General features: G+C 69.6%; 19 protein-coding genes and 1 tRNA gene. 14 read left to right on the top strand and 6 right to left on the bottom strand.

Annotated elements, in window-relative coordinates; translation table 11 throughout:
* Positions 1 to 4: 4 nt before the first annotated feature.
* On the bottom strand, positions 5 to 415 hold the full coding sequence (locus ACV7JO_RS14415) for a VOC family protein (protein ID WP_470354107.1): 411 nt from the start codon (positions 413 to 415) through the stop codon (positions 5 to 7).
* Positions 416 to 528: 113 nt separating this feature from the next.
* On the opposite strand from ACV7JO_RS14415, the gene ACV7JO_RS14420 reads away from it, so the two are divergent.
* A complete protein-coding gene (locus tag ACV7JO_RS14420; protein WP_470354108.1) occupies positions 529 to 960 on the top strand; it encodes a DUF8146 domain-containing protein in 432 nt (143 codons plus the stop codon).
* Between the two features lie 4 nt (positions 961 to 964).
* Here ACV7JO_RS14420 and ACV7JO_RS14425 read toward each other — a convergent pair whose 3' ends face one another.
* The 4 genes from ACV7JO_RS14425 to ACV7JO_RS14440 form a co-directional block, all read right to left on the bottom strand.
* Positions 965 to 1,168, bottom strand: a complete 204-nt coding sequence (locus tag ACV7JO_RS14425) for a DUF8106 domain-containing protein (protein ID WP_470354109.1) — start codon at positions 1,166 to 1,168, stop codon at positions 965 to 967.
* Positions 1,165 to 1,362 carry a DUF8028 family protein gene (locus ACV7JO_RS14430; protein ID WP_470354110.1) on the bottom strand — a complete coding sequence of 66 codons (198 nt, stop codon included), beginning with the start codon at positions 1,360 to 1,362 and terminating at the stop codon, positions 1,165 to 1,167. Before ACV7JO_RS14430 ends, ACV7JO_RS14425 begins: the two co-directional genes overlap by 4 nt.
* Before the next feature lie 292 nt (positions 1,363 to 1,654).
* Positions 1,655 to 2,107 carry a DUF5814 domain-containing protein gene (locus tag ACV7JO_RS14435; RefSeq protein ID WP_470354111.1) on the bottom strand — a complete coding sequence of 151 codons (453 nt, stop codon included), beginning with the start codon at positions 2,105 to 2,107 and terminating at the stop codon, positions 1,655 to 1,657.
* 280 nt (positions 2,108 to 2,387) lie between these two features.
* Positions 2,388 to 3,581: a site-2 protease family protein gene (locus tag ACV7JO_RS14440; RefSeq protein ID WP_470354112.1), complete on the bottom strand. Its 1,194-nt coding sequence runs from the start codon at positions 3,579 to 3,581 to the stop codon at positions 2,388 to 2,390.
* A gap of 110 nt (positions 3,582 to 3,691) precedes the next feature.
* Between ACV7JO_RS14440 and ACV7JO_RS14445 the strand changes: the two genes are divergently transcribed.
* From ACV7JO_RS14445 to ACV7JO_RS14495, 11 genes are all read left to right on the top strand, one after another.
* Positions 3,692 to 5,758, top strand: a complete 2,067-nt coding sequence (locus ACV7JO_RS14445; protein ID WP_470354113.1) for a DEAD/DEAH box helicase — start codon at positions 3,692 to 3,694, stop codon at positions 5,756 to 5,758.
* 57 nt (positions 5,759 to 5,815) lie between these two features.
* Positions 5,816 to 7,708: a DNA polymerase III subunit gamma/tau domain-containing protein gene (locus ACV7JO_RS14450; RefSeq protein ID WP_470354114.1), complete on the top strand. Its 1,893-nt coding sequence runs from the start codon at positions 5,816 to 5,818 to the stop codon at positions 7,706 to 7,708.
* A 67-nt stretch (positions 7,709 to 7,775) separates the two neighbouring features.
* Positions 7,776 to 9,635: an SLC13 family permease gene (locus ACV7JO_RS14455; RefSeq protein ID WP_470355788.1), complete on the top strand. Its 1,860-nt coding sequence runs from the start codon at positions 7,776 to 7,778 to the stop codon at positions 9,633 to 9,635.
* Between the two features lie 42 nt (positions 9,636 to 9,677).
* A tRNA-Pro gene (locus ACV7JO_RS14460) sits at positions 9,678 to 9,750 on the top strand.
* 102 nt (positions 9,751 to 9,852) lie between these two features.
* The gene (locus tag ACV7JO_RS14465; protein ID WP_470354115.1) at positions 9,853 to 13,872 is read left to right on the top strand and encodes an LAGLIDADG family homing endonuclease; all 4,020 of its coding nucleotides are present in this window, start codon (positions 9,853 to 9,855) and stop codon (positions 13,870 to 13,872) included.
* Positions 13,873 to 14,145 (top strand): DUF7854 family protein, encoded by a 273-nt coding sequence (locus ACV7JO_RS14470; protein ID WP_470354116.1) that lies wholly within the window; start codon positions 13,873 to 13,875, stop codon positions 14,143 to 14,145.
* Positions 14,146 to 14,203: 58 nt separating this feature from the next.
* Positions 14,204 to 14,782 carry a DUF7504 family protein gene (locus ACV7JO_RS14475; protein WP_470354117.1) on the top strand — a complete coding sequence of 193 codons (579 nt, stop codon included), beginning with the start codon at positions 14,204 to 14,206 and terminating at the stop codon, positions 14,780 to 14,782.
* Positions 14,783 to 14,821: 39 nt separating this feature from the next.
* Entirely contained in the window at positions 14,822 to 15,157 is a 336-nt protein-coding gene (locus tag ACV7JO_RS14480) for a DUF7855 family protein (RefSeq protein ID WP_470354118.1), read from the top strand.
* On the top strand, positions 15,154 to 15,963 hold the full coding sequence (locus tag ACV7JO_RS14485) for a DUF7856 family protein (RefSeq protein WP_470354119.1): 810 nt from the start codon (positions 15,154 to 15,156) through the stop codon (positions 15,961 to 15,963). The genes ACV7JO_RS14480 and ACV7JO_RS14485 overlap by 4 nt, the downstream gene beginning before the upstream one ends.
* Positions 15,964 to 15,995: 32 nt before the next feature.
* Positions 15,996 to 16,709 carry a DUF7857 domain-containing protein gene (locus ACV7JO_RS14490; protein WP_470354120.1) on the top strand — a complete coding sequence of 238 codons (714 nt, stop codon included), beginning with the start codon at positions 15,996 to 15,998 and terminating at the stop codon, positions 16,707 to 16,709.
* Positions 16,706 to 17,389 (top strand): MinD/ParA family ATP-binding protein, encoded by a 684-nt coding sequence (locus ACV7JO_RS14495; protein ID WP_470354121.1) that lies wholly within the window; start codon positions 16,706 to 16,708, stop codon positions 17,387 to 17,389. The genes ACV7JO_RS14490 and ACV7JO_RS14495 overlap by 4 nt, the downstream gene beginning before the upstream one ends.
* Here ACV7JO_RS14495 and ACV7JO_RS14500 read toward each other — a convergent pair.
* Complete coding sequence (locus ACV7JO_RS14500; protein ID WP_470354122.1) at positions 17,368 to 18,228, bottom strand: transcription initiation factor IIB; 861 nt, start codon at positions 18,226 to 18,228, stop codon at positions 17,368 to 17,370. The two genes, ACV7JO_RS14495 and ACV7JO_RS14500, sit on opposite strands and share 22 nt — an antisense overlap.
* Positions 18,229 to 18,403: 175 nt before the next feature.
* Between ACV7JO_RS14500 and ACV7JO_RS14505 the strand changes: the two genes are divergently transcribed.
* Both ACV7JO_RS14505 and ACV7JO_RS14510 read left to right on the top strand, forming a co-directional pair.
* On the top strand, positions 18,404 to 18,898 hold the full coding sequence (locus tag ACV7JO_RS14505) for a DUF7858 family protein (RefSeq protein ID WP_470354123.1): 495 nt from the start codon (positions 18,404 to 18,406) through the stop codon (positions 18,896 to 18,898).
* Between the two features lie 43 nt (positions 18,899 to 18,941).
* The gene (locus ACV7JO_RS14510; protein ID WP_470354124.1) at positions 18,942 to 20,462 is read left to right on the top strand and encodes a glutamate-cysteine ligase family protein; all 1,521 of its coding nucleotides are present in this window, start codon (positions 18,942 to 18,944) and stop codon (positions 20,460 to 20,462) included.
* Positions 20,463 to 20,500 lie beyond the last annotated feature (38 nt).

Genomic DNA, 20,500 nt, shown 5'->3' on the forward strand with positions numbered 1-20,500 from the left:
CTCGCTACGCCTCCAGTAGTTCGACGAGGTTCCCCTCGGGGTCCTCGACGAACAGGATTCGCGTCCCACTCTCGGTCGTTCGCGGTTCGCTGACCGTCGGTACGTCGTCGGGGAGCCCCTCGTAGACGGCGTCGACATCGTCGACGGAGAGCCCCAGATGCGTCGCGCCCGGTTCGTTCAGCGCCGGGTCCGAGCGCGCGTCGCCTTCGGGGGCGTAGCTGACGAGTTCGACCCGCGCGCCGTCGGCGTCCAAGTGGACGAAGTCGGCGCTCGCACCGTCGACGCCGACGGCGGTTTCGAACGCGTCACCGCCGACGGAGAAACGCGTCAGTACGTCGAGTCCGAGCGCGTCGCGGTAGAACGCGACGGCGCGGTCGAGGTCCGCGACCGTCAGGCCGTAGTGGTGTGCCTCCATGTCCGCGTCCCCGACCCCCGGGGAGTAAAGTCGGTCGTTTCTTTCACCGTCCGCGGCGGCGTGCGAGCGTCTGACAAACGATTAAATACGAGGAGCGACCACTATGGCATAATATGGGCAACAAAAACAAGACTATCTCCTTTCGCGTCAGCGAGGACAAGTTCGAGACGCTCCGGGAGATAGCGGAGGAACGCGACATCTCGCTGTCGGCGGTCTTCCGCGACTACGTCGACACGCTCGTCGCCCACGACGGACAGGTGCAGGTCGCCCCGGAGCACGAACTCGAAGACGCCGCCGAGGAGAGCAGCGCCGAGAGCTTCCCGCCGAAAGTCGAGGTGCCAAAGAGCTTCATCCGCGAACACGAGCGGCTGGAACTCGAAGCCGAACACCTCCGCGAACAGCTCGAAGAGCACAAGCGCTACGTCACGAAACTCCGCCAGCAACTCGACGAGATGGACCAAGACGAGGTCATCCACCTCGAAGACTTAGACGAGGGAGAGGAGGAAGACGCGTCCTACCGCATCGGCAGCTTCGACGACTTGTAGGCCGCTATCGCCGCTCCGACCGGCGGTTTCGGGGTCGCGTTGTGACGAGTTCGGTACACCGGGGACAGCGCAGCCGACGGTCGTCGGCACCGCGTTCGACGACCCAGTCGCCGTCGACGGGGCTAGCGTGGTCACAGCCCGGGCAGAACAGCGCCGACTTGCCGTGGCGCTGTCCGGGTGCTCCGGGCCGAAGCACCGCTCCGGTCATACGCGTGGGGAGTGGTTCCGGCCGGCCGTCGCACACAGGACGTTCAGGACGACGAGCCCGGCGACCGCCAGCGGTGCCGAGACGACGACGCCGGTCAGGAGCGCCCCGACGATGACCGCCGGCAGCGGGATGGTCAGCCAGAACGCGATACCCCGAACGAGCGCCGCGCAGCGGGCGAGGGCACCGGTCAGCACCCCTCGCGCGGTCGCGGCGGCGGAGGGTCGTGGGAGGGAACGGTCTGCGGTGGACATGGTGGTTCGCGTGTTCGACGGATGGACCCGTACCTGCATATAAACCCCCGACGGCTAGCACCGATTCACGTCCGTTCACCCGAACCGGCCCCGTTTCCCGACGTTTTACGCCGGTTCGTGCCACCGTCGTAACGCTACGAGAGGGTTCGAGACTCTTTACAAAACCATCTAAATCTGTCTCGAAGTTCGGTGACAGTCGCTATCACGCTGGCCCGTTGCCGGTTGCCGGCCCGGCTCAGACCAGACGGCGACGGCGCTCGCGCACCTCGTCGGCCACGTCGTCGCGCCCGTCTACGTCGGCGAGCGTCTCGACGGCCTCCAGCGTCCGCACGGAGTCGTCGAGGAAGGAGAGTACGTCGCCGGGGTAGGCGTACAGCATGTAGTCGTCGCTCATCACGTCCACGATGGCGTCCGGTCCCAGCCCCTGCTCGCGCAGTTCCAGCAGGTACGCGACGAACTTCCGCTCGGGACAGCCACAGTGGGGTGCGGCCTCGCAGTCACAGTCCATGAAGTCCTCCGCGAAGTCGAGCACCCGCTCGCGGGAGGCGTCGTCGAGTTTCGCCAGCCCCTCCCCCTGAAAGAGGAGGTCGAGCGTCGCCCCCTTGAACGCCCCCTTCGGGAAGCTCGTCTCCAACTGGGAGGCGAGCTGCCGGTGGTTCTTGACGTATATCTTGTCCGTGATAGCCACGCGTGCCCGCTCGTAGGCCCGTGGCGTGTAAAAGCGTCTCGAAGCGCGCGTGGAGTCGTAACGTATATGAGTTCCAGCGGGATACGTCAAAACGCCTCAGCAGGCGTGTCCGGGCTGGGGTAGTGGCATCCTTTAGCCTTGTGGTGGCTAAGAGGCGGGTTCAATTCCCGCGCCCGGACCTCATACTTTCTACCGTCCGAAATCGAACGATTCGGGTGTTCGGACGGGTGCTGGATTCACAGGCACTCCCGTCAAAGCGATTCCGGGGCGTAGCGACCCGCTAGGACTCCGGGCGGAGGGTCTGCCCGTCGGCGTTCTCTCGGGGTCCGTACCCGCCGCTCGATTTGATGATGGAGAGGGCGGTCATGATGTCGGTGCGGGTCAACAGCCCGAGGAACTCCCCGTCGACGCCGGTGACCAGCAGGCGGCCGACGGAGTTGCTCTGGAGGCCGTCGAGGGCGTCCATCACGGGCGTCTCTGGGGCGACGGTGACGATCTCGGTGGTCATCACGTCGCCGACGGTGTAGGCGTCCCGCTCCACGTCCCGGACCGCGCGGGCGTCTTCGAGCGTGACGAGGCCGACGACTTCGCCGTCGCGCTCGACCGGGTAGCCGGTGTGGCGCTCGGCGAACATCGTCTGGACGAGTTCCCGGACGGAGAGGCCCGGCGAGACGGTCGTGACGCGGTCGGCCGGCGTCATCACGTCCCGGACGCTGACGCCCTCGAAGGCGGCCCGCATCGTCGTCTGCCGGGACTCGCCCTCAGCCCCGATGTAGATGAAGAAGGCCAGTCCGGCCAGAAAGAGGTTCCCGAGGACGAACAGCCCGAAGAGGCCGAGGAAGACGGCGAAGACCTTGCCGACCTCGGCGGCTATCTTGGTCGCCTGCGCGAACGGGCGGGTGCGGGCGAGCAGCGCTCGGAGGACCCGCCCGCCGTCCATGGGGAACCCCGGGAGCATGTTGAACACCGCCAGCGCGACGTTCATCAGGGCGAGATAGGCGAGGACGAACCGCACCCCCTCCACGACGACGGTCTCGGTCGGTGGGAGGACGGCGAAGGCGGCGAACGAGAGCGCGCCGAGCGCGACGCTGACGACCGGGCCGGCGATGGCGATAGCCAGTTCCTGTTTCCAGTCCTCCGGGGTGTCGGTGAGCTGTGCGATGCCGCCGAACAGCCAGAGCGTGATGGAGTCGATGGGGTAGCCATAGCGGATGGCGACCAGCGAGTGGCCGAGTTCGTGGAGGACGACGCCGGCGAACAGGCCAAGCGCGGCGACGACGCCCAGCGCCCAGACGCCACTCCCGCCGGGTAGCGTCGCCGGGTCGAGCCCGGCCCCGAGGGTGTCGTTGAGCAGCGTCGCCGTCTGGCCGACCTGTGAGCCGATTATCCACGCGAACAGCGGCAACACCAGCAGGAAGGTCAGGTCCAGCTTGATGGGGATGCCGAAGGCGCTCCCGATGCGGAACCGGCGCATACCCGCCCTACTCGCGGCACGGTCTTAAGCCCGCCGCGGGTCGGCTGTCGTTCCCGCCCCCGTAGCCGACTCCGAGCAACTGAAGTAGCCGCCCCGGCGTACGTACAGGCGTGTCTCAGCAGGCCGCACAGGTGGAGACGCTCTTCCTCCACGAACACGGCGAGGAGTTCCGCGTCGTCGCCCAGCGCGACGGCGACCGGCTGTTCCACGCCGTCCTCGAACTGAAGGAGACCGACGCCGGGCCTCGTCCCCGCCGGCTCCGTATCAAGGACGGCACGAGCGAGGACCTGCGCTCGCCCGACCAGTTCGTGGAGCTCGCCAGACGCGCGGCCCGCATCCGCATCTCCGAACAGACCGGTTCACGCGCCCGCGACCGGGCCCGGGAGCTGCTCGACGCCTACCAACTGGACGCGAAGGTGGTCCGGACCTGTCGGTTCTGTGCCGATAGCGGCCGGTACTCGCCGGTCACGAGCGAGACGGCAATCGAGGCCGACGGCGAGTCCATCTGCCCGGACTGCGCCCGCGAGGAACTGGACCGTCAGCTCGCCTTCGAGGGGGGAATCACCGGCGACGCCCGGGACCGCCTCGAGGAGCTCCTCCTCGACGTGCAGGACCTCGAACGCATCACGAACCTCCTGTCGGGCGAACTCGACCCCGACCTGACGAAGTTCGACGAGATATCGGCCACCGTCGACGACATCGACCTCGTCCCGACGGCGTCGCTGAGCCTCCACCCCGGCATCCAAGAGCGCCTCGAAGCCCGGTTCGACACGCTGTTGCCCGTCCAGAGCCTCGCCGTCGACCACGGCGCGACCGACGGGCGCGACCAGCTCATCGTCTCGGCGACGGCGACCGGGAAGACGCTGGTCGGCGAGATGGCCGGGCTGGACCGCGTGCTCAACGGACAGGGGAAGATGCTCTTTCTGGTCCCGCTGGTGGCGCTGGCGAACCAGAAGTACGACTCCTTCGAGGAGCGCTACGGCGACGTGGCCGACGTGTCGCTTCGGGTGGGGGCCAGCCGAATCGCCGACGAGGGGGGCCGCTTCGACCCCGATGCCGACATCATCGTCGGGACGTACGAGGGTATCGACCACGCCCTTCGGACCGGGAAGGACCTCGGGGACATCGGGACCGTCGTCATCGACGAGGTCCACACGCTCGGCGAGGACGAGCGGGGCCACCGGCTCGACGGCCTCGTCTCGCGGCTGAAACACTACTGCGAGCGCGGGACGACCGCGGCCTCGCGCCACGACGGCGACGGGGGCGGCGACACCCAGTGGATATACCTCTCGGCGACGGTCGGTAACCCCGGGCAACTGGCCCGGAAGCTCGGCGCACAGCTCGTCGAGTTCGAGGAGCGGCCGGTCCCCATCGAGCGCCACGTCACCTTCGCCGACGGACAGGAGAAAGTCGACATCGAGAACCGGCTCGTCCGGCGGGCGTTCGACGCGAAATCGAGCAAGGGGTACCGTGGCCAGACCATCGTCTTCACCAACTCCCGGCGGCGGTGTCACGAGATATCTCGGAAGCTGGAGTACGACGCCGCGCCGTACCACGCCGGGCTGGACAACAAGCGCCGCAAGCGGGTCGAACAGCAGTTCGCCGACCAGGACCTCGCGGCGGTCGTGACCACCGCCGCGCTGGCCGCCGGCGTCGACTTCCCGGCCTCGCAGGTCGTCTTCGACTCGCTGGCGATGGGTATCGAGTGGCTCTCCGTACAGGAGTTCGAGCAGATGCTGGGCCGCGCTGGCCGTCCGGACTACCACGACAAGGGGACGGTGTACCTGCTGGTCGAACCGGACTGCTCGTACCACAACAGCATGGAAATGACCGAGGACGAGGTGGCGTTCACGCTGCTGAAAGGGGAGATGGAACCGGTCATCACCCGCTACGACGAGGGTGCGGCCGTCGAGGAGACGCTGGCGAACGTCACCGTCGCCGGTACCCGCGCGAAGGCGCTCAACGACCGGATGGTCGGCGAGGTGCCGACGAAACACGCGCTGGGGAAGCTACTGGAGTACGACTTCATCGACGGCCTCGAACCGACGCCGCTTGGCCGGGCGGTCACGCGGCACTTCCTCGCCCCCGACGAGGCCTTCCAACTGCTCGACGGCGTCCGCAAGGGGCTGGACCCCTACGAGATAGTCGCCGAGATGGAACTGCGCGAGGAGGAGTAGGCTCACACCTGCCAACTCAGGCGTACATTCATGTGGGGGGACGTACATCCGGTTCCCATGGGGCTGTTCGACACCATCCGCCGCGCCGTCGGCCGGGACGAGGACGCCGCGGACGCGCCGGACCCGGAGCCCGCACCCCGCTCGGACGACGGGCGCGCCGAAGGGGACACCGCCGCCCAGCGGAGCGACGCCCCGTCACTGACCGACAGTTCCGCGCTCGGCCCCGCGGACTTCCGGGACCGCGCCGAACGGGTCGTCGCGGCGGCCGACCCGCTCTCGTTTTCGACGGACTCGCTGGCCCGCCTCGACACCGCCATCGAGCGCCGCGGCGACGGCGCGGCCGCGCCCGACGCCGGCGGCGACACGGCCTACACTCGACAGACAATCCGGTTCGGGAGCTACCTCGGGGAGGTGCTGGTCCGCGAGTACGACGGCGAGTGGACGTTCGACGACGGCTGGGGGGTCACGGTCTCGGGCGACCGCGGCGAGATTACCGTCGCCGCCTTCGACGTGGCGGCCCAGTCGTTCGCCGACCGGCCGCTGTTTGCCGCCGTCGCCGACCGGCTCGAATCGAAGTTGGCACTCGATTCGCCGGACGGCGGGCGCGAGGCGAGCGACGGTGACGATACGGACGACGAGACGGATGCGACCGACCGACCCGAACCCCGCTCCGAGGCAACCGCCGCGCCGGAGCGAGCGGGCGACGGGCTGGACGCCGACCCGACGCGCGTGGTTCGACGCGTCGAGACGCCCGACGGAACGGTCGCCGACACTCCCGACGAGACGGTTTCCGACACTCCCGACGAGGCGTCCGGGGTCGACGACCGGGAGCCGACCCGCGCGGTGCGGCGGCTGGAGACACCCGCGGACCCCGAACCGCCGGAGCCGGTTCGAGTCGTCCGGCGGGTCGGGTCGCCCGACGACGGGCCGCCGACCGGGACCGAACCGACCCGGGTCGTCAGCCGCGTGACCGACGGCGACGGGCTGGACGCCGACCCGGCGGAGCCGGCGAGGGAACCCGAACGCGTCGTGCGGCGCGTCGAGCGGCCACCGGGTGAGACGAGCGACGAGCCGACGGCGGGCGACTCGCTCGGGGACGGTGACTCGGCCGACGGGACACAGGACGGACAGGCGGCGACGGACACGCCGGTGGAAGCTGCGGCCGACGAGGCCGAGCGCGAAGCCGCGTTGACGGCGGGCGACGACCCCGAGGCCGACGCGACGGCCGACGGCACAGCCGACTCGCTCCGGGACGACGACGACCCGGACGTACCGACCGAACCGGGTGGCGACGAGGAAGTGGAACCCGCGGAACGGGACGAGGCCGACGGTGACGACGGCAGCGGAGACGCACCGACCGCGGACGCCGCGCCCGCCGACGCCGTAGCACCGGCCCCGTCGGAAGTCGGCGGGGCCACGACAGCGCCGATGGGGGACGGCTCCGAGCCGGCAGCCGACGAACCCGAACCGATAGCGGACGACTCCGAACCGACGGCCGACGACGGCACAGCGCCGGCCCAACCCCTGTCTGACCCGGTCCGGTCGCAGTACGCCGAGCCGGCGGTGGAGTTCGCGTCGTTCTGGGACGAGTACGACCTCGACTTCGCGCCGCCGTCGCTGTCGCGGTTGGACGACCTCGTGGCGACCCAGTGGGCCGACGACCGCTTTACCGACGCCACCTTCGGCTCCGAGGACACCTTCGACGACGAGGTCTTCACCAGCGTCGTGACGGAACTGGGCGGCTACTTCGGCGAGGTGTTGGTCCGCGAGTTGGACGGCGAGTGGACCACCGACACCGACCACCCCGCGGCGGTCGTGGTGGGACAGTCCACGGACGCGCTCGCGGTGCCGGTCTTCCGGGTCGCGTCGAACTCGCTGCGCACCGCCCCGGTGTTCGCCCGGAGCTACGAGGCGCTACTGTCGGACCTCGGCGAGTCGCCGCCGGACTGAGACTCAACCCTTTTTACTGTGCCCCCGTGGAGACGGTGGTGTGTCGCTGCCACCCGTCACGCCGGCGATGGCGTTCGTCTTCGTGCTTATCCTCGTCGCGCTGGTGATGTTCGCCACGGAGGTCGTCCCCGTCGACGTGACCGCCATCGGCGTCATGGTCGCGCTGATGCTCGTCGAGCCGGTGACCACCGCCGTCGCCGACGCGGGGTTGCTGGCCGGGCCGGTCTACGTCCTCCACCGGCCGGGCGACGGCGTCTCGCCGCTGACACAGGGGCTGTCGGGATTTGCCTCGACGGCGACCATCACCGTGCTGGCGATGTTCATCCTCTCGGACGGCGTCCAGCGGACCGGCATCGTCCAACTGCTGGGTGCGAAGCTGTCGGCCCTGACCGGCGACAGTGAGTCCCGCCAGTTGGGGGCGACCGTCGGCCTCGTCGCGCCCATCTCCGGGTTCATCAACAACACCGCCGCCGTCGCCATCCTCCTGCCGATGGTGACCGACATCGCCCACGAGGGGCGGCTCTCGCCGTCGAAGCTCCTCCTCCCGCTCTCGTATGCCTCGATGTTCGGCGGGATGCTGACGCTCATCGGCACCTCGACGAACATCCTCGCCTCCCAGCTGTCGGCGGAGCTGCTTGGTCGCCCGTTCGGGATGTTCGAGTTCACGCAGCTGGGTATCGTCGTCACCGCCGTCGGCACTGTCTACCTCCTGACCGTGGGGCGATGGCTCGTCCCCGGCCGCATCGCTGCCCGCGAGGACCTCACCGACGAGTTCGAGATGGGTGAGTACCTCACCGAGGTCGTCGTCCGCGAGGACTCCCCCGTCGTCGGGAAGACGGTCCGGGAGGCGCTCGCCGAGACCGACCTCGACGTCGATTTCGTCCAGCTCGTCCGGGACGGCCGGACGTTCCTCGAACCGCTGGACCCGAAGACGATACGCGCCGGCGACGTGTTCGCGGTCCGGACCGACCGGGACACGCTCGTCGACTTACTCGACGCCGACGGGCTGGACGTGCTGCCCGAGGTCGAGGTCGACGACGCGGAACTGGAGCGGGCCAGCAGCGACCAGAACCTCGTCGAGGTGGTCGTCGCTCCGGGCTCGTCGCTGGTCAGCGAGACGCTTTCGTCGTCGAACTTCCGGCGGCGCTACGACGCCACCGTCCTCGCGCTCCGGCGCGGCCCGGAACTGTTCCGCCAGCGGATGGACCGCGTCAGCCTGCGGGTCGGGGACACGCTGCTCGTACAGGCCACGGCAGACAGCATCGACCGGCTCAACGACAACAACGACTTCATCGTCGCACAGGAGGTCCACCAGCCGGAGTTCCGGCGCTCGAAGATACCCGTCGCCGTCGGCATCGTCGCCGCTGTCGTCGGCATCGCCGCGCTGACGCCGGTCCACATCGTCGTCTCGGCGTTGGCCGGCGCGCTGGCGATGGTCGCCACCGGCTGTCTCCGGCCCCAAGAGCTGTACGACGCCGTCCAGTGGGACGTCGTCTTCCTGCTGGCCGGCGTCATCCCGCTGGGTATCGCCCTGCAGGCCACCGGCGGCGCGGACCTGCTCGCGGACCTGTTCGTGTTGGCCGCGCCCGGCCTGCCGGCCGTGGTCGCGCTGGGCGGGATGTACGTTCTCACCGCCGTCCTCACCAACGTCATCTCGAACAACGCCTCCGTCGTGTTGATGATTCCCGTCGCCGTCGAGGCCGCCCGGCAACTGGAGGCCAACGCCTTCGCGTTCGTGCTGGCCGTGACCTTCGCCGCCTCGACGGCGTTCATGACGCCCGTGGGCTACCAGACGAACCTGCTGGTCTACGGTCCCGGCGGCTACCGCTTCACCGACTACCTGCGGGTCGGCGCGCCTCTGCAGGCCGTCTTCGCCGTCGTCACGACGCTCGGTATCGCCTACTTCTGGGGGCTCGCCCCGGCCTGAGCAACGAAACCCTTTACTCGCTGACCGCGGGATGTCCTATACGGGATCGTGGGGTAGCTTGGTAACCTTCGGGCCTTGGGTGCCCGTACCCCCGGTTCAAATCCGGGCGATCCCACTCTCTCGGGCCCACGCCGACGCCCGCCGCCGTCCGCCGGCTCACTTCCACCCCGGTTTGCGAACCTTCTTGGGCGACCCCGCGTAACCTTTCCCCACTCAGATGGCGACCGCCGACAACACCGAGCTCATCGACCGTTTCGAGGAGTTCTACCGCGACTACTGCCGCAACGAGATCGGCGAACTCGCCCAGAAGTACCCCAACGACCAGAAGTCGCTGTACGTCGACTGGCAGGACCTCTACCGGTTCGACCCGGACCTCGCCGATGACTACCGGACCAAGCCCGAACAGCTACAGGAGTACGCCGAGGAGGCCCTGCGGCTCTACGACCTCCCCGTCGACGTCTCGCTCGGGCAGGCCCACGTCCGGGTCCAGAACCTCCCCGACGCCGAGGACATCCGCGAGATTCGCCACGAGCACCACGGCAACCTCATCGCCGTCCAAGGCATCGTCCGGAAGGCGACCGACGTGCGCCCGAAGGTCGTGGAGGCGGCCTTCGAGTGCCAGCGTTGCGGGACGCTGACCCGCATCCCGCAGGCCTCCGGCGACTTTCAGGAACCTCACGAGTGTCAGGGCTGTGAGCGACAGGGACCGTTCCGGCTGAACACCGAGCAGTCCCAGTTCATCGACGCCCAGAAGATTCGGGTACAGGAGTCTCCCGAGGGGCTTCGCGGCGGCGAGACGCCCCAATCCATCGACATCAACGTCGAGGACGACATCACCGGCATCGTCACCGCCGGCGACCACGTGCGCGTGACCGGTGTGCTCAAACTCGACCAGCAGGGCTCCGACCAGGACAAGTCCCCGATGTTCGACATCTACATGGACGGGGTCAGCGTCGAGATAGAGGACGAGCAGTTCGAGGACATGGAGATAACCGACGCCGACAAGAAAGAGATCGTCGAACTCTCGAACGAGCCCGACATCTACGACACGATGGTCGGTGCCATCGCGCCCTCCATCTACGGCTACGAGCGCGAGAAGCTGGCGATGATGCTCCAACTGTTCTCCGGCGTGACGAAGGAACTCCCCGACGGCTCGCGCATCCGTGGCGACCTCCATATGTTGCTGATAGGGGACCCCGGAACCGGCAAATCGCAGCTGTTGTCGTACATCCAAAACATCGCGCCGCGCTCCGTCTACACCTCCGGCAAGGGGTCGAGTTCGGCGGGGCTGACCGCCGCCGCGGTCCGGGACGACTTCGGCGACGGCCAGCAGTGGACCCTCGAAGCGGGTGCGCTCGTGTTGGCTGACCAAGGTATCGCCGCTGTCGACGAACTCGACAAGATGAGCTGTGTCACTGGGGACACGCTCGTTCACGGCGAAAACGGTATCGAACGCATCCGTGACCTCGCACACGACGCGGCCGCCGACGGGAACGTCGAGTCCCTGTCGAACGGCCGGACCATCCGCGAGTTCGGCGACCTGCGGGTGTGGACGATGACCGACGACGGACGGCTGGTCACGCGCCCGGTCACGGCTATTCACGAGTACGACGCGCCTGACGACCTCACCCGGGTCACGCTCGACACCGGCGAGCGACTCACCGCGACGGCGGACCACCCGTTCTTCGTCCGCGAGGGCGGCGAGCGAATCGAGCGTCACGCGGCGAACCTCGATAGCGGCGACTGGGTGTACGTTCCGCGAGAGGTGAGCGAACCGGCTGCCGACGGCGGGACGAGTGCCATTTCGGTCCCTACCGACCCTGTCACCGTCGACGACGAGAGCGTCTCGCCCGCACTCGCGTCGATACTGGGCTATCTCGCTGGCGACGGGAACGTCTACTACGACCGCGAGGCTGGCGTCTACGGGATTCGGTTCACGAACGCCGAGGAACAGCTCTTGACCGACTTCGAGGACCGAGCGCGAACGGTCTTCGACGCCGAGCCGGTTCGACCGCCGAGCGAGCAGCGAGCGGACGGCGTCGAGACCGTCCGCGTGCCGGGAAAGGAGTATGCCGACGCAGTTCTCGATGCGGGGATGAACTTAGAGACGTACGACGGGAAGCGGTTGCCCGACGCCGTCACGCAGTCGTCTCGAACCGCCAAAGCGGCGTTCCTCCGCGCCCTCGCCGACAGCGAAGGCTCGGTCGACGACCGGAACGTTCGAATCCACTCTTCCAGTTACGAGCTCTTGCTGGGGTCGAAACAGCTCCTCTTGGAGTTCGGCGTCTCCGCACAGATACGGACTCGCGAGCGAGCCGAAGGGCGGGACGTACACGCACTTACCGTCACCGATGCGGACTCTCTCGAAGCGTTCGACCGACACGTCGGCTTCACGCTCGACCGGAAACAGCGGCGTCTCGCCGCAGCGGTCGAGCGCGTCTCGGGCGACCGGACGATACTCGACGTGATTCCGTCCTGCGGGTCGGAACTGGCGACCTGCCGCGAGTCGCTTCGACTCTATCAGTCCGAGTGCGGACTCGACGACACGACGTACTGCAACTTCGAGAACGAGGACGCGGACGTCTCGCTCCGGGCCGCCCGCGAAATTCTCGAACGGTTCGAGACGCGAAAACGCGAGGCGACACGTGACCGTGACGTCGTCGCGGACGCCGACTGGGAGACGCTCGCCTCGCTCCGGGAGACCTACCACGTCTCGCAGTCCGAACTCGCCGACGGCACCGACTTCACGCAACAGCAGGTCTCCGGTCGCTGGGGAGCCGACGACACACTCCGAGAGACTGTCGAGCGCCGACTCACGACGATAATCGCCGACGTAGCGTCGACGGACCTCTCGACGGTTCGCGCGCTCGTTCACGGTGACGTAACGTGGCGACGCGTCGACACCGTCGAGACGATACCGGCGACGGCCGGCGACGACCGGATACGACTCCTCCGGAACGAACTGGCGGAACTGCTGGGCTGTTCCCCGAGCGACGCTATCGACCGCGGCCGCGACCGACTCGACGGCGAGCCGAAACTCGACGATTGGGACGCCCTCCTGACAGCGACCGAGCGGTACGGTATCTCGCTCGCGACGCTCGCGGACGACATCGGCGTCGCACCGTCTACCGTCTCTCGCTGGACGCGCGATGTCGTGGCGACGAACCGGTTCCCCGAGGTCCGGCAAGCCGCTCGCTCGCGGATCGAGGCGACGAGAGACCGAATCGAGCGGACGCTCGACGAAATCGACGAGCGGCGAACCCCGAGTGTCTACGACCTCACTGTCGCGGGGACGCACAACTTCGTCGCCAACGGAATGGTCGTCCACAACTCCGAGGACCGCTCGGCGATGCACGAGGCGCTGGAACAACAGCGCATCAGCGTCTCGAAGGCCGGCATCAACGCCACGCTCAAGAGCCGCTGTTCGCTGCTGGGGGCGGCCAACCCCAAGTACGGGCGCTTCGACCAGTACGAACCCATCGGCGAGCAGATCGACCTCGAACCGGCGCTCATCTCGCGGTTCGACCTCATCTTCACCGTCACGGACCAGCCCGACGAGGAGACCGACCGCAACCTCGCCCAGCACATCATCCAGACCAACTACGCCGGCGAACTCAACACTCACCGGGTGGAGACGGCTACCTCGAACTACAGCGCAGAGGAGGTCGATACCGTCACCGACGAGGTCGCGCCCACAATCGAACCGGACCTCCTCCGGAAGTACGTCGCTTACGCGAAGCGCAACTGTTTCCCGACGATGACCGAGGCCGCGAAAGACGAGATAGAGGACTTCTACGTCGACCTGCGGATCAAGGGGCAGGACGAGGACGCCCCGGTCCCGGTCACCGCCCGGAAGCTGGAGGCGCTGGTTCGGTTGGCCGAGGCGTCGGCGCGCATCCGCTTGGCCGACACGGTCAGCGAGGAAGACGCCGAGCGGGCGGTCGACATCGCCCGCTACTGCATGGAGGAGATCGGCGTCGACCCCGAGACCGGCGAGTTCGACGCCGACGTGGTCGAGACCGGGACCTCCAAGAGCCAGCGCGACCGCATCCAGAACATCAGGGGCATCATCGCCGACATCGAGGACGAGTACGACGAGGGCGCGCCCATCGACGTGGTCCTCGAACGCGCCGAGGAGGTCGGCATCGACGAGTCGAAGGCCGAACACGAGATAGAGAAGCTCAAGCAGAAAGGCGAGGTGTACGAGCCCCGCACCGACCACCTCCGGACGACGTAGATGGACCGCATCTCCGCCCTCCGCAACGTCGAGGACGCGCTGACCCGCTTCGAGGACGGCGAGTGTTCGCTGTCGGAACTCGAACGGGAGGTCCGTGGCGTCCTCCGGACCTACGCCACGGAGTTCGAGGGCGACCTCGCGGCCTACCGTGCCGAGGGCGACGCCGCGGTCGACGGCCTCGTCGTCCTCGCGGCCTCCGAGTCGGCGGCCCGGGACCGGGTGCGGGCCGTGGCCGACTACGACGGCCGGTTCGAGGTCCGCCGCGTCGACTGACCGGCTCAGCGGGAAGTGGAAGAGGTTTTACATTCGCGCAACAATAGGTGAAACGAGCATGTCTGGCCTGCCCGAGGCGGTCGGTGACGCCGCGACGACGCTCGTCTGTGCGCCGTCGATGAGCGGGAACGCCGGGGGTGGGACGGTGTGTACCCAACTGCTCCGGGACGACGACCCGTCGACCGTCCTCTGGGTCACCTACACCCGCTCTCCGGCGGCCTGTCTCGACGCCTGCCCGTCCGGCGACCGCCAGCGTCACGTCGTCGCCGTCGGCGACGCGCCCGGCGTCGACGACCGGTCCCTGAACGCGGAACTGACCCACATCTCGACACCCAGCGACCTCACCGGGTTGGGTATCACGCTGAGTCAGGCGCTGACGGAGACCGACGCGGTCGCCCTCTGTTTCGACTCGCTGACGGCGCTGTTGCAGTACGTCGACGTCGAGACCGCCTACGAGTTCCTCCACGCGCTCTCGGCACAGTTGTACGCCGTCGGCGCGCGCGCCCACTTCCACCTCGACCCGTCCGCGCACGACCGCGCGACCGTGGACGCGCTCATGTCGCTGTTCGACGCCGTCGTCGACGTGACCGACACCGAGCCGTCGGTCCGCTCGCGGAAATTGTTGCATAGGAAATAGCGTGGAATTTTTAACCCGCGGGACCGTCCGACCGGACCGATGCTGCTGGTCGTCACACACACGCGGGCCGCCCGGCGGGACCTGCGGAACGTCTGTCGAGCCCACGAGTCCTGTGTCCGCCGGCGGTTCGGCCGCGCCGCACTGCTCGCGCCGACGGAGTTCGGCGCGTTTCAGGCGCTCCGGCTCCGGCAGAAACACGGACTCGACGTGCAGGTCGAACGGGCGGTCCCGTTCGAGTCGAGCGACGCTCCCGAGCGGGTGCGGACGGCTGCACGAGCCTACGAGGGGCGCGACGAGCCGGCGACGCCTTACGCCCGGTTCGCCGCGGGCCGGGACCTGCCAGCGCCCGACGAGATGGCCGGGACGGAGCTGTGAGGCTGTGGTTCGGCGGCACGACCTACCGCGGCCGCGTCCTCGACCTGCGCGCCCGGTCGGTCGAGGGGTCGGTCGTCGCCGCGGCCGTCGCGGGCCGGCGCTGTCACCCCGCCGTCGACTGCGCGCCGCCGTTGCCCGTCTACGGTTACGCGGGGCACGTCCACGCTAGGATGGGACTGCGGACGCGCACGGCGCTGGCCGCGGCGGCTCGGACCCGTGGCCACACCACCGACTACGACGCCGAAATCGACTCGCTCCGTGCGGATCTGCGGGCGCGTGACACTGCGCCGCCCGAGCGGGTCGACGCCGCCGAGCCGGTCGACCCGAGCGAGGTGGCGGCCCTCCGGGAGACGGTGGCGACACACCGCGGACGGGTACAGGCCCGCCGGGAACTGGACGCCGACACCGACGACGCGGTGGCCGCGCTCAGGACGACAGCCCGGGACCTCTCCGAGCGGGAGACGGCGGCGACGGCCGCCGAGCAGACCCGCCGACGGCGGCGCGAACAGGCCCGCGCGTACCGCGACCGGCTGGCCGAGCGCCGCAGCCTCGAAGACCGGCTGGCGAACCGGCTCCGGGACGCCCGCCGCGCGCTCGTCGACGGCGTGACCGACACCTTCGGCCGGGCTGTCGCGGCCGCACCCGGGCCGACGCCGGCCGACCCCTTCGACGCACCGCCGGTGACGGCTGCCCTCGCCGTCCTCCGGGTCGCCCGGACCGACGCGCCGGTCGTGCTGTCGGTCGACTGTTTCCCCGGCCCGCGGGCGGCAGCCGACTGGCTGGACGCGCCCGTCCTCCGGTGCTGAGGTTTAAGTCCGGGCCCGGGACCACTCGGCGTATGGTCGCCTTCACCGCCAGTTGCACGGCCCACGACGGAGTGACCCTCGTCGAAGCGCACGTCGCGGACATCGACGAACCGACCCGAGTGACCGTCGCAAACGGGCTCGACGGGCCGGTGTGGCCGCCGCGACGCCGCGGGGTCCCGGTCGCCGGGTGGGACGACACGGGGTTCGAAGCCGTCCTCGCACCCGGCGACCACGCCCTCGGCTACGCGTCGCCGGCCGCGCCGGCCGACCCGCCGGCGGAACTCGTCTCGGCCGCGCCCGCGCCCGACGCGACGCCGACGGCCGAGCGAAGCGAGAGCGCGGCCGACGCGCTCCGGGACCTCGAAGACCCGTCGCCGGCCGCCGACGCCGTACCGGTCCCGAGCGTCTCGGCGGGCGACGGTGAGAGCGATCGCGTCCGATCGCCGGCGACCGAGCCGCCTGTCACGGAACCGTCCACGGTCGAACCGCCCGTCGAAGTCGCCCGTTGGCTGGCCGCGACCGAGCGCCGCGTCGACCGCGCCGAGGCGCTCTCGGCCGCCGACTCGCTGACCGAGGCGACCGACGCGGTCCGTACAGCCGGCGGACTGGACGGCGTCCGGGACATCGACGCGGCCGGGGACGGGGACGTGGCGCAGTTGCGAGCGGTCGCCCGTCGCGCCGCCCGGCTGGCGGACCGGCGGTCGGCGGCGACGGTCCCGACCGAGACGCTCGCCCGACTGGCATGATTCTGGCCGTCGTCGGCGGGAAGGGCGGCGTCGGCAAGTCGACGGTGGCGTACAACCTCGCGGCCGAACTCGACGCGGGGACGACGCCGGGGAGCGTCGTCGTCGACGGGGACCTCGGAATGGCCGACCTCCCCGCGGGCCGCGGGCCTGACCTCCACGACGTGCTGGCGGGGCGAGCGAACGCGCGCGAGGCCGTCCACGCCGACACGCCCGTCCCGCTGGTCCCCTGCGGGCGGACGCTCGCCGGTGCCCGCGCCGCCGACACGGCCGCGCTGGCCGAGGCGCTGGCCGCGCTCGACCGGCACCACCGGTGGGTCGTCGTCGATACGCCCGCGGGGCTCCACGCCGACGTGGGGCTCCCGCTGGCCGTCGCCGACGCGGCCGTCCTCGTGACGACGCCGGAGCAGGCGGCGCTGGCGGACGCGGTCCGGGTCCGCGAACTGGCTCGCGAACTCGGGACCGGGCTCTCTCGAGTGGTCTGTAACCGCGCCGGGCCGGCGACGGGGACCGAGGCGCTCGCCGACCGGTTCGGCGCGCCGGCGGTCGCCGTCCCCGAGAGCGAGGCGCTGGCGGCGGCCCAACGCGCCGGCTACCCGGTCCGGTCGACAGCACCCGACAGCCGCGCCCGCGAGGCGTTCGCCGCGCTCGCGGCGGCCGTTCAGTCCTGTAGCTCGGTGTAGGTCCCTCTGAGCGTGACCGGCGTGACGCCGGCCGCGTCAGCCGCCCGCGCCTGTGTCAGGCTCGCGTCGCGCTCGGCGGCGGCCGTGTAGAGACAGGCCGCGGCGACGCCCGCCGGGTTGCGCCCGCTGACGAGGTCCCGGTCGCGGGCCTCGCCGACTAGTTCTTCGGCCCGCTGTCGGACGGCCGCCGGCAGGTCGAGTTCCGTCGCGAACCGGGGGACGTACTCCCGGGGGTCGATGGGACCGGTCGGCAGCCCCAACTCCCGATTGAGCGCGTCGTAGGCCGCCCGTAGCTCGTCCGGGTCGGCCTTGGCGACCGCACAGACTTCTTCGACGGTCCGGGACACGCCGTCGGTCCGACAGGTGGCGTACAGCGTCGCCGCGGCGAACCCCTCGAGCGAGCGGCCCTGTAACAGGTCGGCGTCCTGTGCGGACTCGAACAGCACGCACGCCCGGTCGCGCAGCGCCTCCGAGAGCCCCATCGCGCTGACGATGCGCCGAATCTCGGTGAAGGCGTATATCTGGTTTCGCTCGCGCTTCGAACTCACCTGCGCCCGGCTGTGCTCGCGGCGCATCCGGGAGAGCCGGCGGCGCTTGCGCCCTTTCACCCGGGTCGAGCGCCCGATTTCGGTCGAGAGGCCACGGTCGTGGCGCGACCGGGTCAGGGGCGCGCCGGTCCGGGCCTTCTCCTCGGTGTCGTCGGCAAACGAGCGCCACTCCGGGCCGCGGTCGATGGCGTCCTCGCCGACCACCAGCCCGCAGTGGTCACAGACAGTCTCACAGCCGTCCCGCTTCAGCGTGCCGTCACACTCCGGACAGCACGACGTTGTCGCACTCATCGTACTTCGACCTATGAGCGACAGGCTGGTTAAAAGACCGACGCTCGGGCGGTTGTACGGCGGAATATACGACGCACTACCGACCGGTAACCGGTCGGTAACAGCCGGGCCGCTCGGCGGGCGTTGGCTGGGCCGTCCGACACCGTTAAATTACGGCGGCGAGAACGAGATACTAATGGGGTTGGCCGACATCGCCGCAGGCATCGAGGTCACGGAGTCACAGCGGGCGACCGGCGTCGCTGCCGTCGACGAGACCGACGCCGCGCTGGCCGAGCGCCTCGCTCCGGTCGCCGACGCGCTCCCGTGTTCGCCCGACGCCACGGCGGCCGTCGTCGAGGCCTACGCCGCCGGGGGCTCTATCGGTGCGAGCGCGCGGGCCGCCGACGTGGCACCCGTCACCGCCGCCAAGGCGCTCCACCGGCTGGGCGAGCAGGTGTCGCCGCTCTCGCCCCGCGGCCGCGAGGTCGTCAACGACTGGCTGGCCGGTGACCTCGCCCGCAGCGAGGCGATGACGCTCACCGACTGCGACGGGGAGACGTTCGCCCTCTCGGCGTACGTCGAGACCCACGACCCGATTCCCGAGGCCCGCGAGGCCGTCGCGGGCGTCCTCGCCGTCGAGCCCGCCGATCCGCTCGACGACGCCCGGAGCGACGTGGGCGACCTGCGGTGACTGTGGCACACGCTTTAACACCTCCGACGGCGAACCCGTGGGCATGTCGGCCTCTGAACTGGCTACGCTGGTCGCCGAGGCGCTGGCCGTGGACGCCGAGGAGTTCCACGCACAGGCCCGCGAGGAAGCCGAGCAGTTGAAGACGGAGGTCCGCGACGGCACCTTCGACAACACGGAGGCCATCATCGGGATGGAGCTGGAGCTGTACGCCGTCGACGAACAGACCGACGCGCTCCGGCGGGTCCCCCGGCAGCTGCTCGAACTCGTCGGCTTCGAGAAGGAGTTGGGACTGCACAACGCGGAGATGCAAACCAGCCCACAGCCGCTGAACTCCCACGGGCTGGCCGCCCAGCGCAAGGAGCTGAAGGCGTCGCTGATGCCGGCCGAGCGCCGGCTCCAGTCCGAGGGTATCCGGCTGGTCGCCGACGGGATGTGGACGGTCCCGCCCAACGGCGAGACGGCGCGGGACTACCTCTGTGACGCGGTCGAGGAGGGCGGGGTCCGCATCGGGACGAACATGTCCGACGCGGTGCGGTACCACACGATGGCCAACACCGACTACCCCGCCGCCTTCGAACTCGACGCGCCACACGTCTCCCTGCAGGCCGAGACCGTGATGCCGGAGTCGCTCATCACCTCCATCCAGCCCCACTACCAGATACCCCACGCCCCGGACCTCCCGGAGTACTTCAGCTACGCGCTGCGCGTGGCCGGGCCGGTGCTCGCGCTTGGGGTCAACGCCCCCTTCTTCCCGCCGGACCTCTACGACGACGCGCCCGACTCCGAAATCGTCGCCGACGCCCACATGGAGAACCGCGTCGGCGTCTTCGAGTCCGTCCTGAATCCGCCGGCCGACGACCCGACGCCGCCGAAGGTGTGCTTTCCGCCGGACTTCGAGACTGTCGAGGACGCCATCGACGACATCGTGGCCGACGACACCATCGTCCCGATGGACCTCCAGTCCGGCACGCGGTTCGACGACGCCTTCGTCCACCTGCGGCACAAGCACGGCTCGTACTGGCGGTGGGTCCGGCCGGTCTTCGAGGGGCCGACCCGCTCGGCGGCCAACGCCCGCATCGAGTTCCGCCCGCTGCCGGCCCAGCCGACCGTCGACGACGCCATCGCCTTCTCGGCGTTGTTCGCGGGACTGATGGAGAGCCTGCCACAGCTCGAACACCCCGTCCGGTCGCAGGACTGGGCCACCGCCGAGTCGAACTTCTACGCCGCCGTAGAGGACGGCCTGCGGGCCGACCTCGAGTGGGTCACCGTCGACGGCGAGGCGACGACCGCCACGGACGAGATATACGGCGAGCTGTTCGAACTCGCCCGCGAGGGGCTGGAACTGCGGGGCCTCTCGACGGAGGCGGCCCACGAGTACATCCGGCCGCTGCGCGAGCGGGTCGACCGCCGGCTCACCCCCGCCCGCTGGAAACACGACTACGTCCGCCGACGCGTCGAGGAGAACGTCCCGCTGGCCGAGGCCATCTGGGGGATGCAGGCCACCTACATCCGCAACCAGTCCGAGACGCTGCTGGACGGGAGCTTCGTCGACTGGTTCGAGTGAGCGGCCCGCGTCGGCTGCCGTTCCGGGCCGCCCGCCGC

It is taken from the genome of Haloarcula sp. MBLA0138, from assembly GCF_055632455.1.

What these genes read in the sequence shown, in the direction of transcription:
- ACV7JO_RS14440 (WP_470354112.1), bottom strand. Translation starts at nt 3,581, where the DNA reads ATGCGCCGGTTCCGCATCGGGAGCGCCTTCGGCATCCCCATCAAGCTG.
- ACV7JO_RS14495 (WP_470354121.1), top strand. Translation starts at nt 16,706, where the DNA reads ATGATTCTGGCCGTCGTCGGCGGGAAGGGCGGCGTCGGCAAGTCGACG.
- ACV7JO_RS14490 (WP_470354120.1), top strand. Translation starts at nt 15,996, where the DNA reads ATGGTCGCCTTCACCGCCAGTTGCACGGCCCACGACGGAGTGACCCTC.
- ACV7JO_RS14465 (WP_470354115.1), top strand. Translation starts at nt 9,853, where the DNA reads ATGGCGACCGCCGACAACACCGAGCTCATCGACCGTTTCGAGGAGTTC.
- ACV7JO_RS14475 (WP_470354117.1), top strand. Translation starts at nt 14,204, where the DNA reads ATGTCTGGCCTGCCCGAGGCGGTCGGTGACGCCGCGACGACGCTCGTC.
- ACV7JO_RS14500 (WP_470354122.1), bottom strand. Translation starts at nt 18,228, where the DNA reads ATGAGTGCGACAACGTCGTGCTGTCCGGAGTGTGACGGCACGCTGAAG.
- ACV7JO_RS14510 (WP_470354124.1), top strand. Translation starts at nt 18,942, where the DNA reads ATGTCGGCCTCTGAACTGGCTACGCTGGTCGCCGAGGCGCTGGCCGTG.
- ACV7JO_RS14415 (WP_470354107.1), bottom strand. Translation starts at nt 415, where the DNA reads ATGGAGGCACACCACTACGGCCTGACGGTCGCGGACCTCGACCGCGCC.
- ACV7JO_RS14425 (WP_470354109.1), bottom strand. Translation starts at nt 1,168, where the DNA reads ATGACCGGAGCGGTGCTTCGGCCCGGAGCACCCGGACAGCGCCACGGC.
- ACV7JO_RS14470 (WP_470354116.1), top strand. Translation starts at nt 13,873, where the DNA reads ATGGACCGCATCTCCGCCCTCCGCAACGTCGAGGACGCGCTGACCCGC.
- ACV7JO_RS14420 (WP_470354108.1), top strand. Translation starts at nt 529, where the DNA reads ATGGGCAACAAAAACAAGACTATCTCCTTTCGCGTCAGCGAGGACAAG.
- ACV7JO_RS14480 (WP_470354118.1), top strand. Translation starts at nt 14,822, where the DNA reads ATGCTGCTGGTCGTCACACACACGCGGGCCGCCCGGCGGGACCTGCGG.
- ACV7JO_RS14450 (WP_470354114.1), top strand. Translation starts at nt 5,816, where the DNA reads ATGGGGCTGTTCGACACCATCCGCCGCGCCGTCGGCCGGGACGAGGAC.
- ACV7JO_RS14505 (WP_470354123.1), top strand. Translation starts at nt 18,404, where the DNA reads ATGGGGTTGGCCGACATCGCCGCAGGCATCGAGGTCACGGAGTCACAG.
- ACV7JO_RS14455 (WP_470355788.1), top strand. Translation starts at nt 7,776, where the DNA reads ATGGCGTTCGTCTTCGTGCTTATCCTCGTCGCGCTGGTGATGTTCGCC.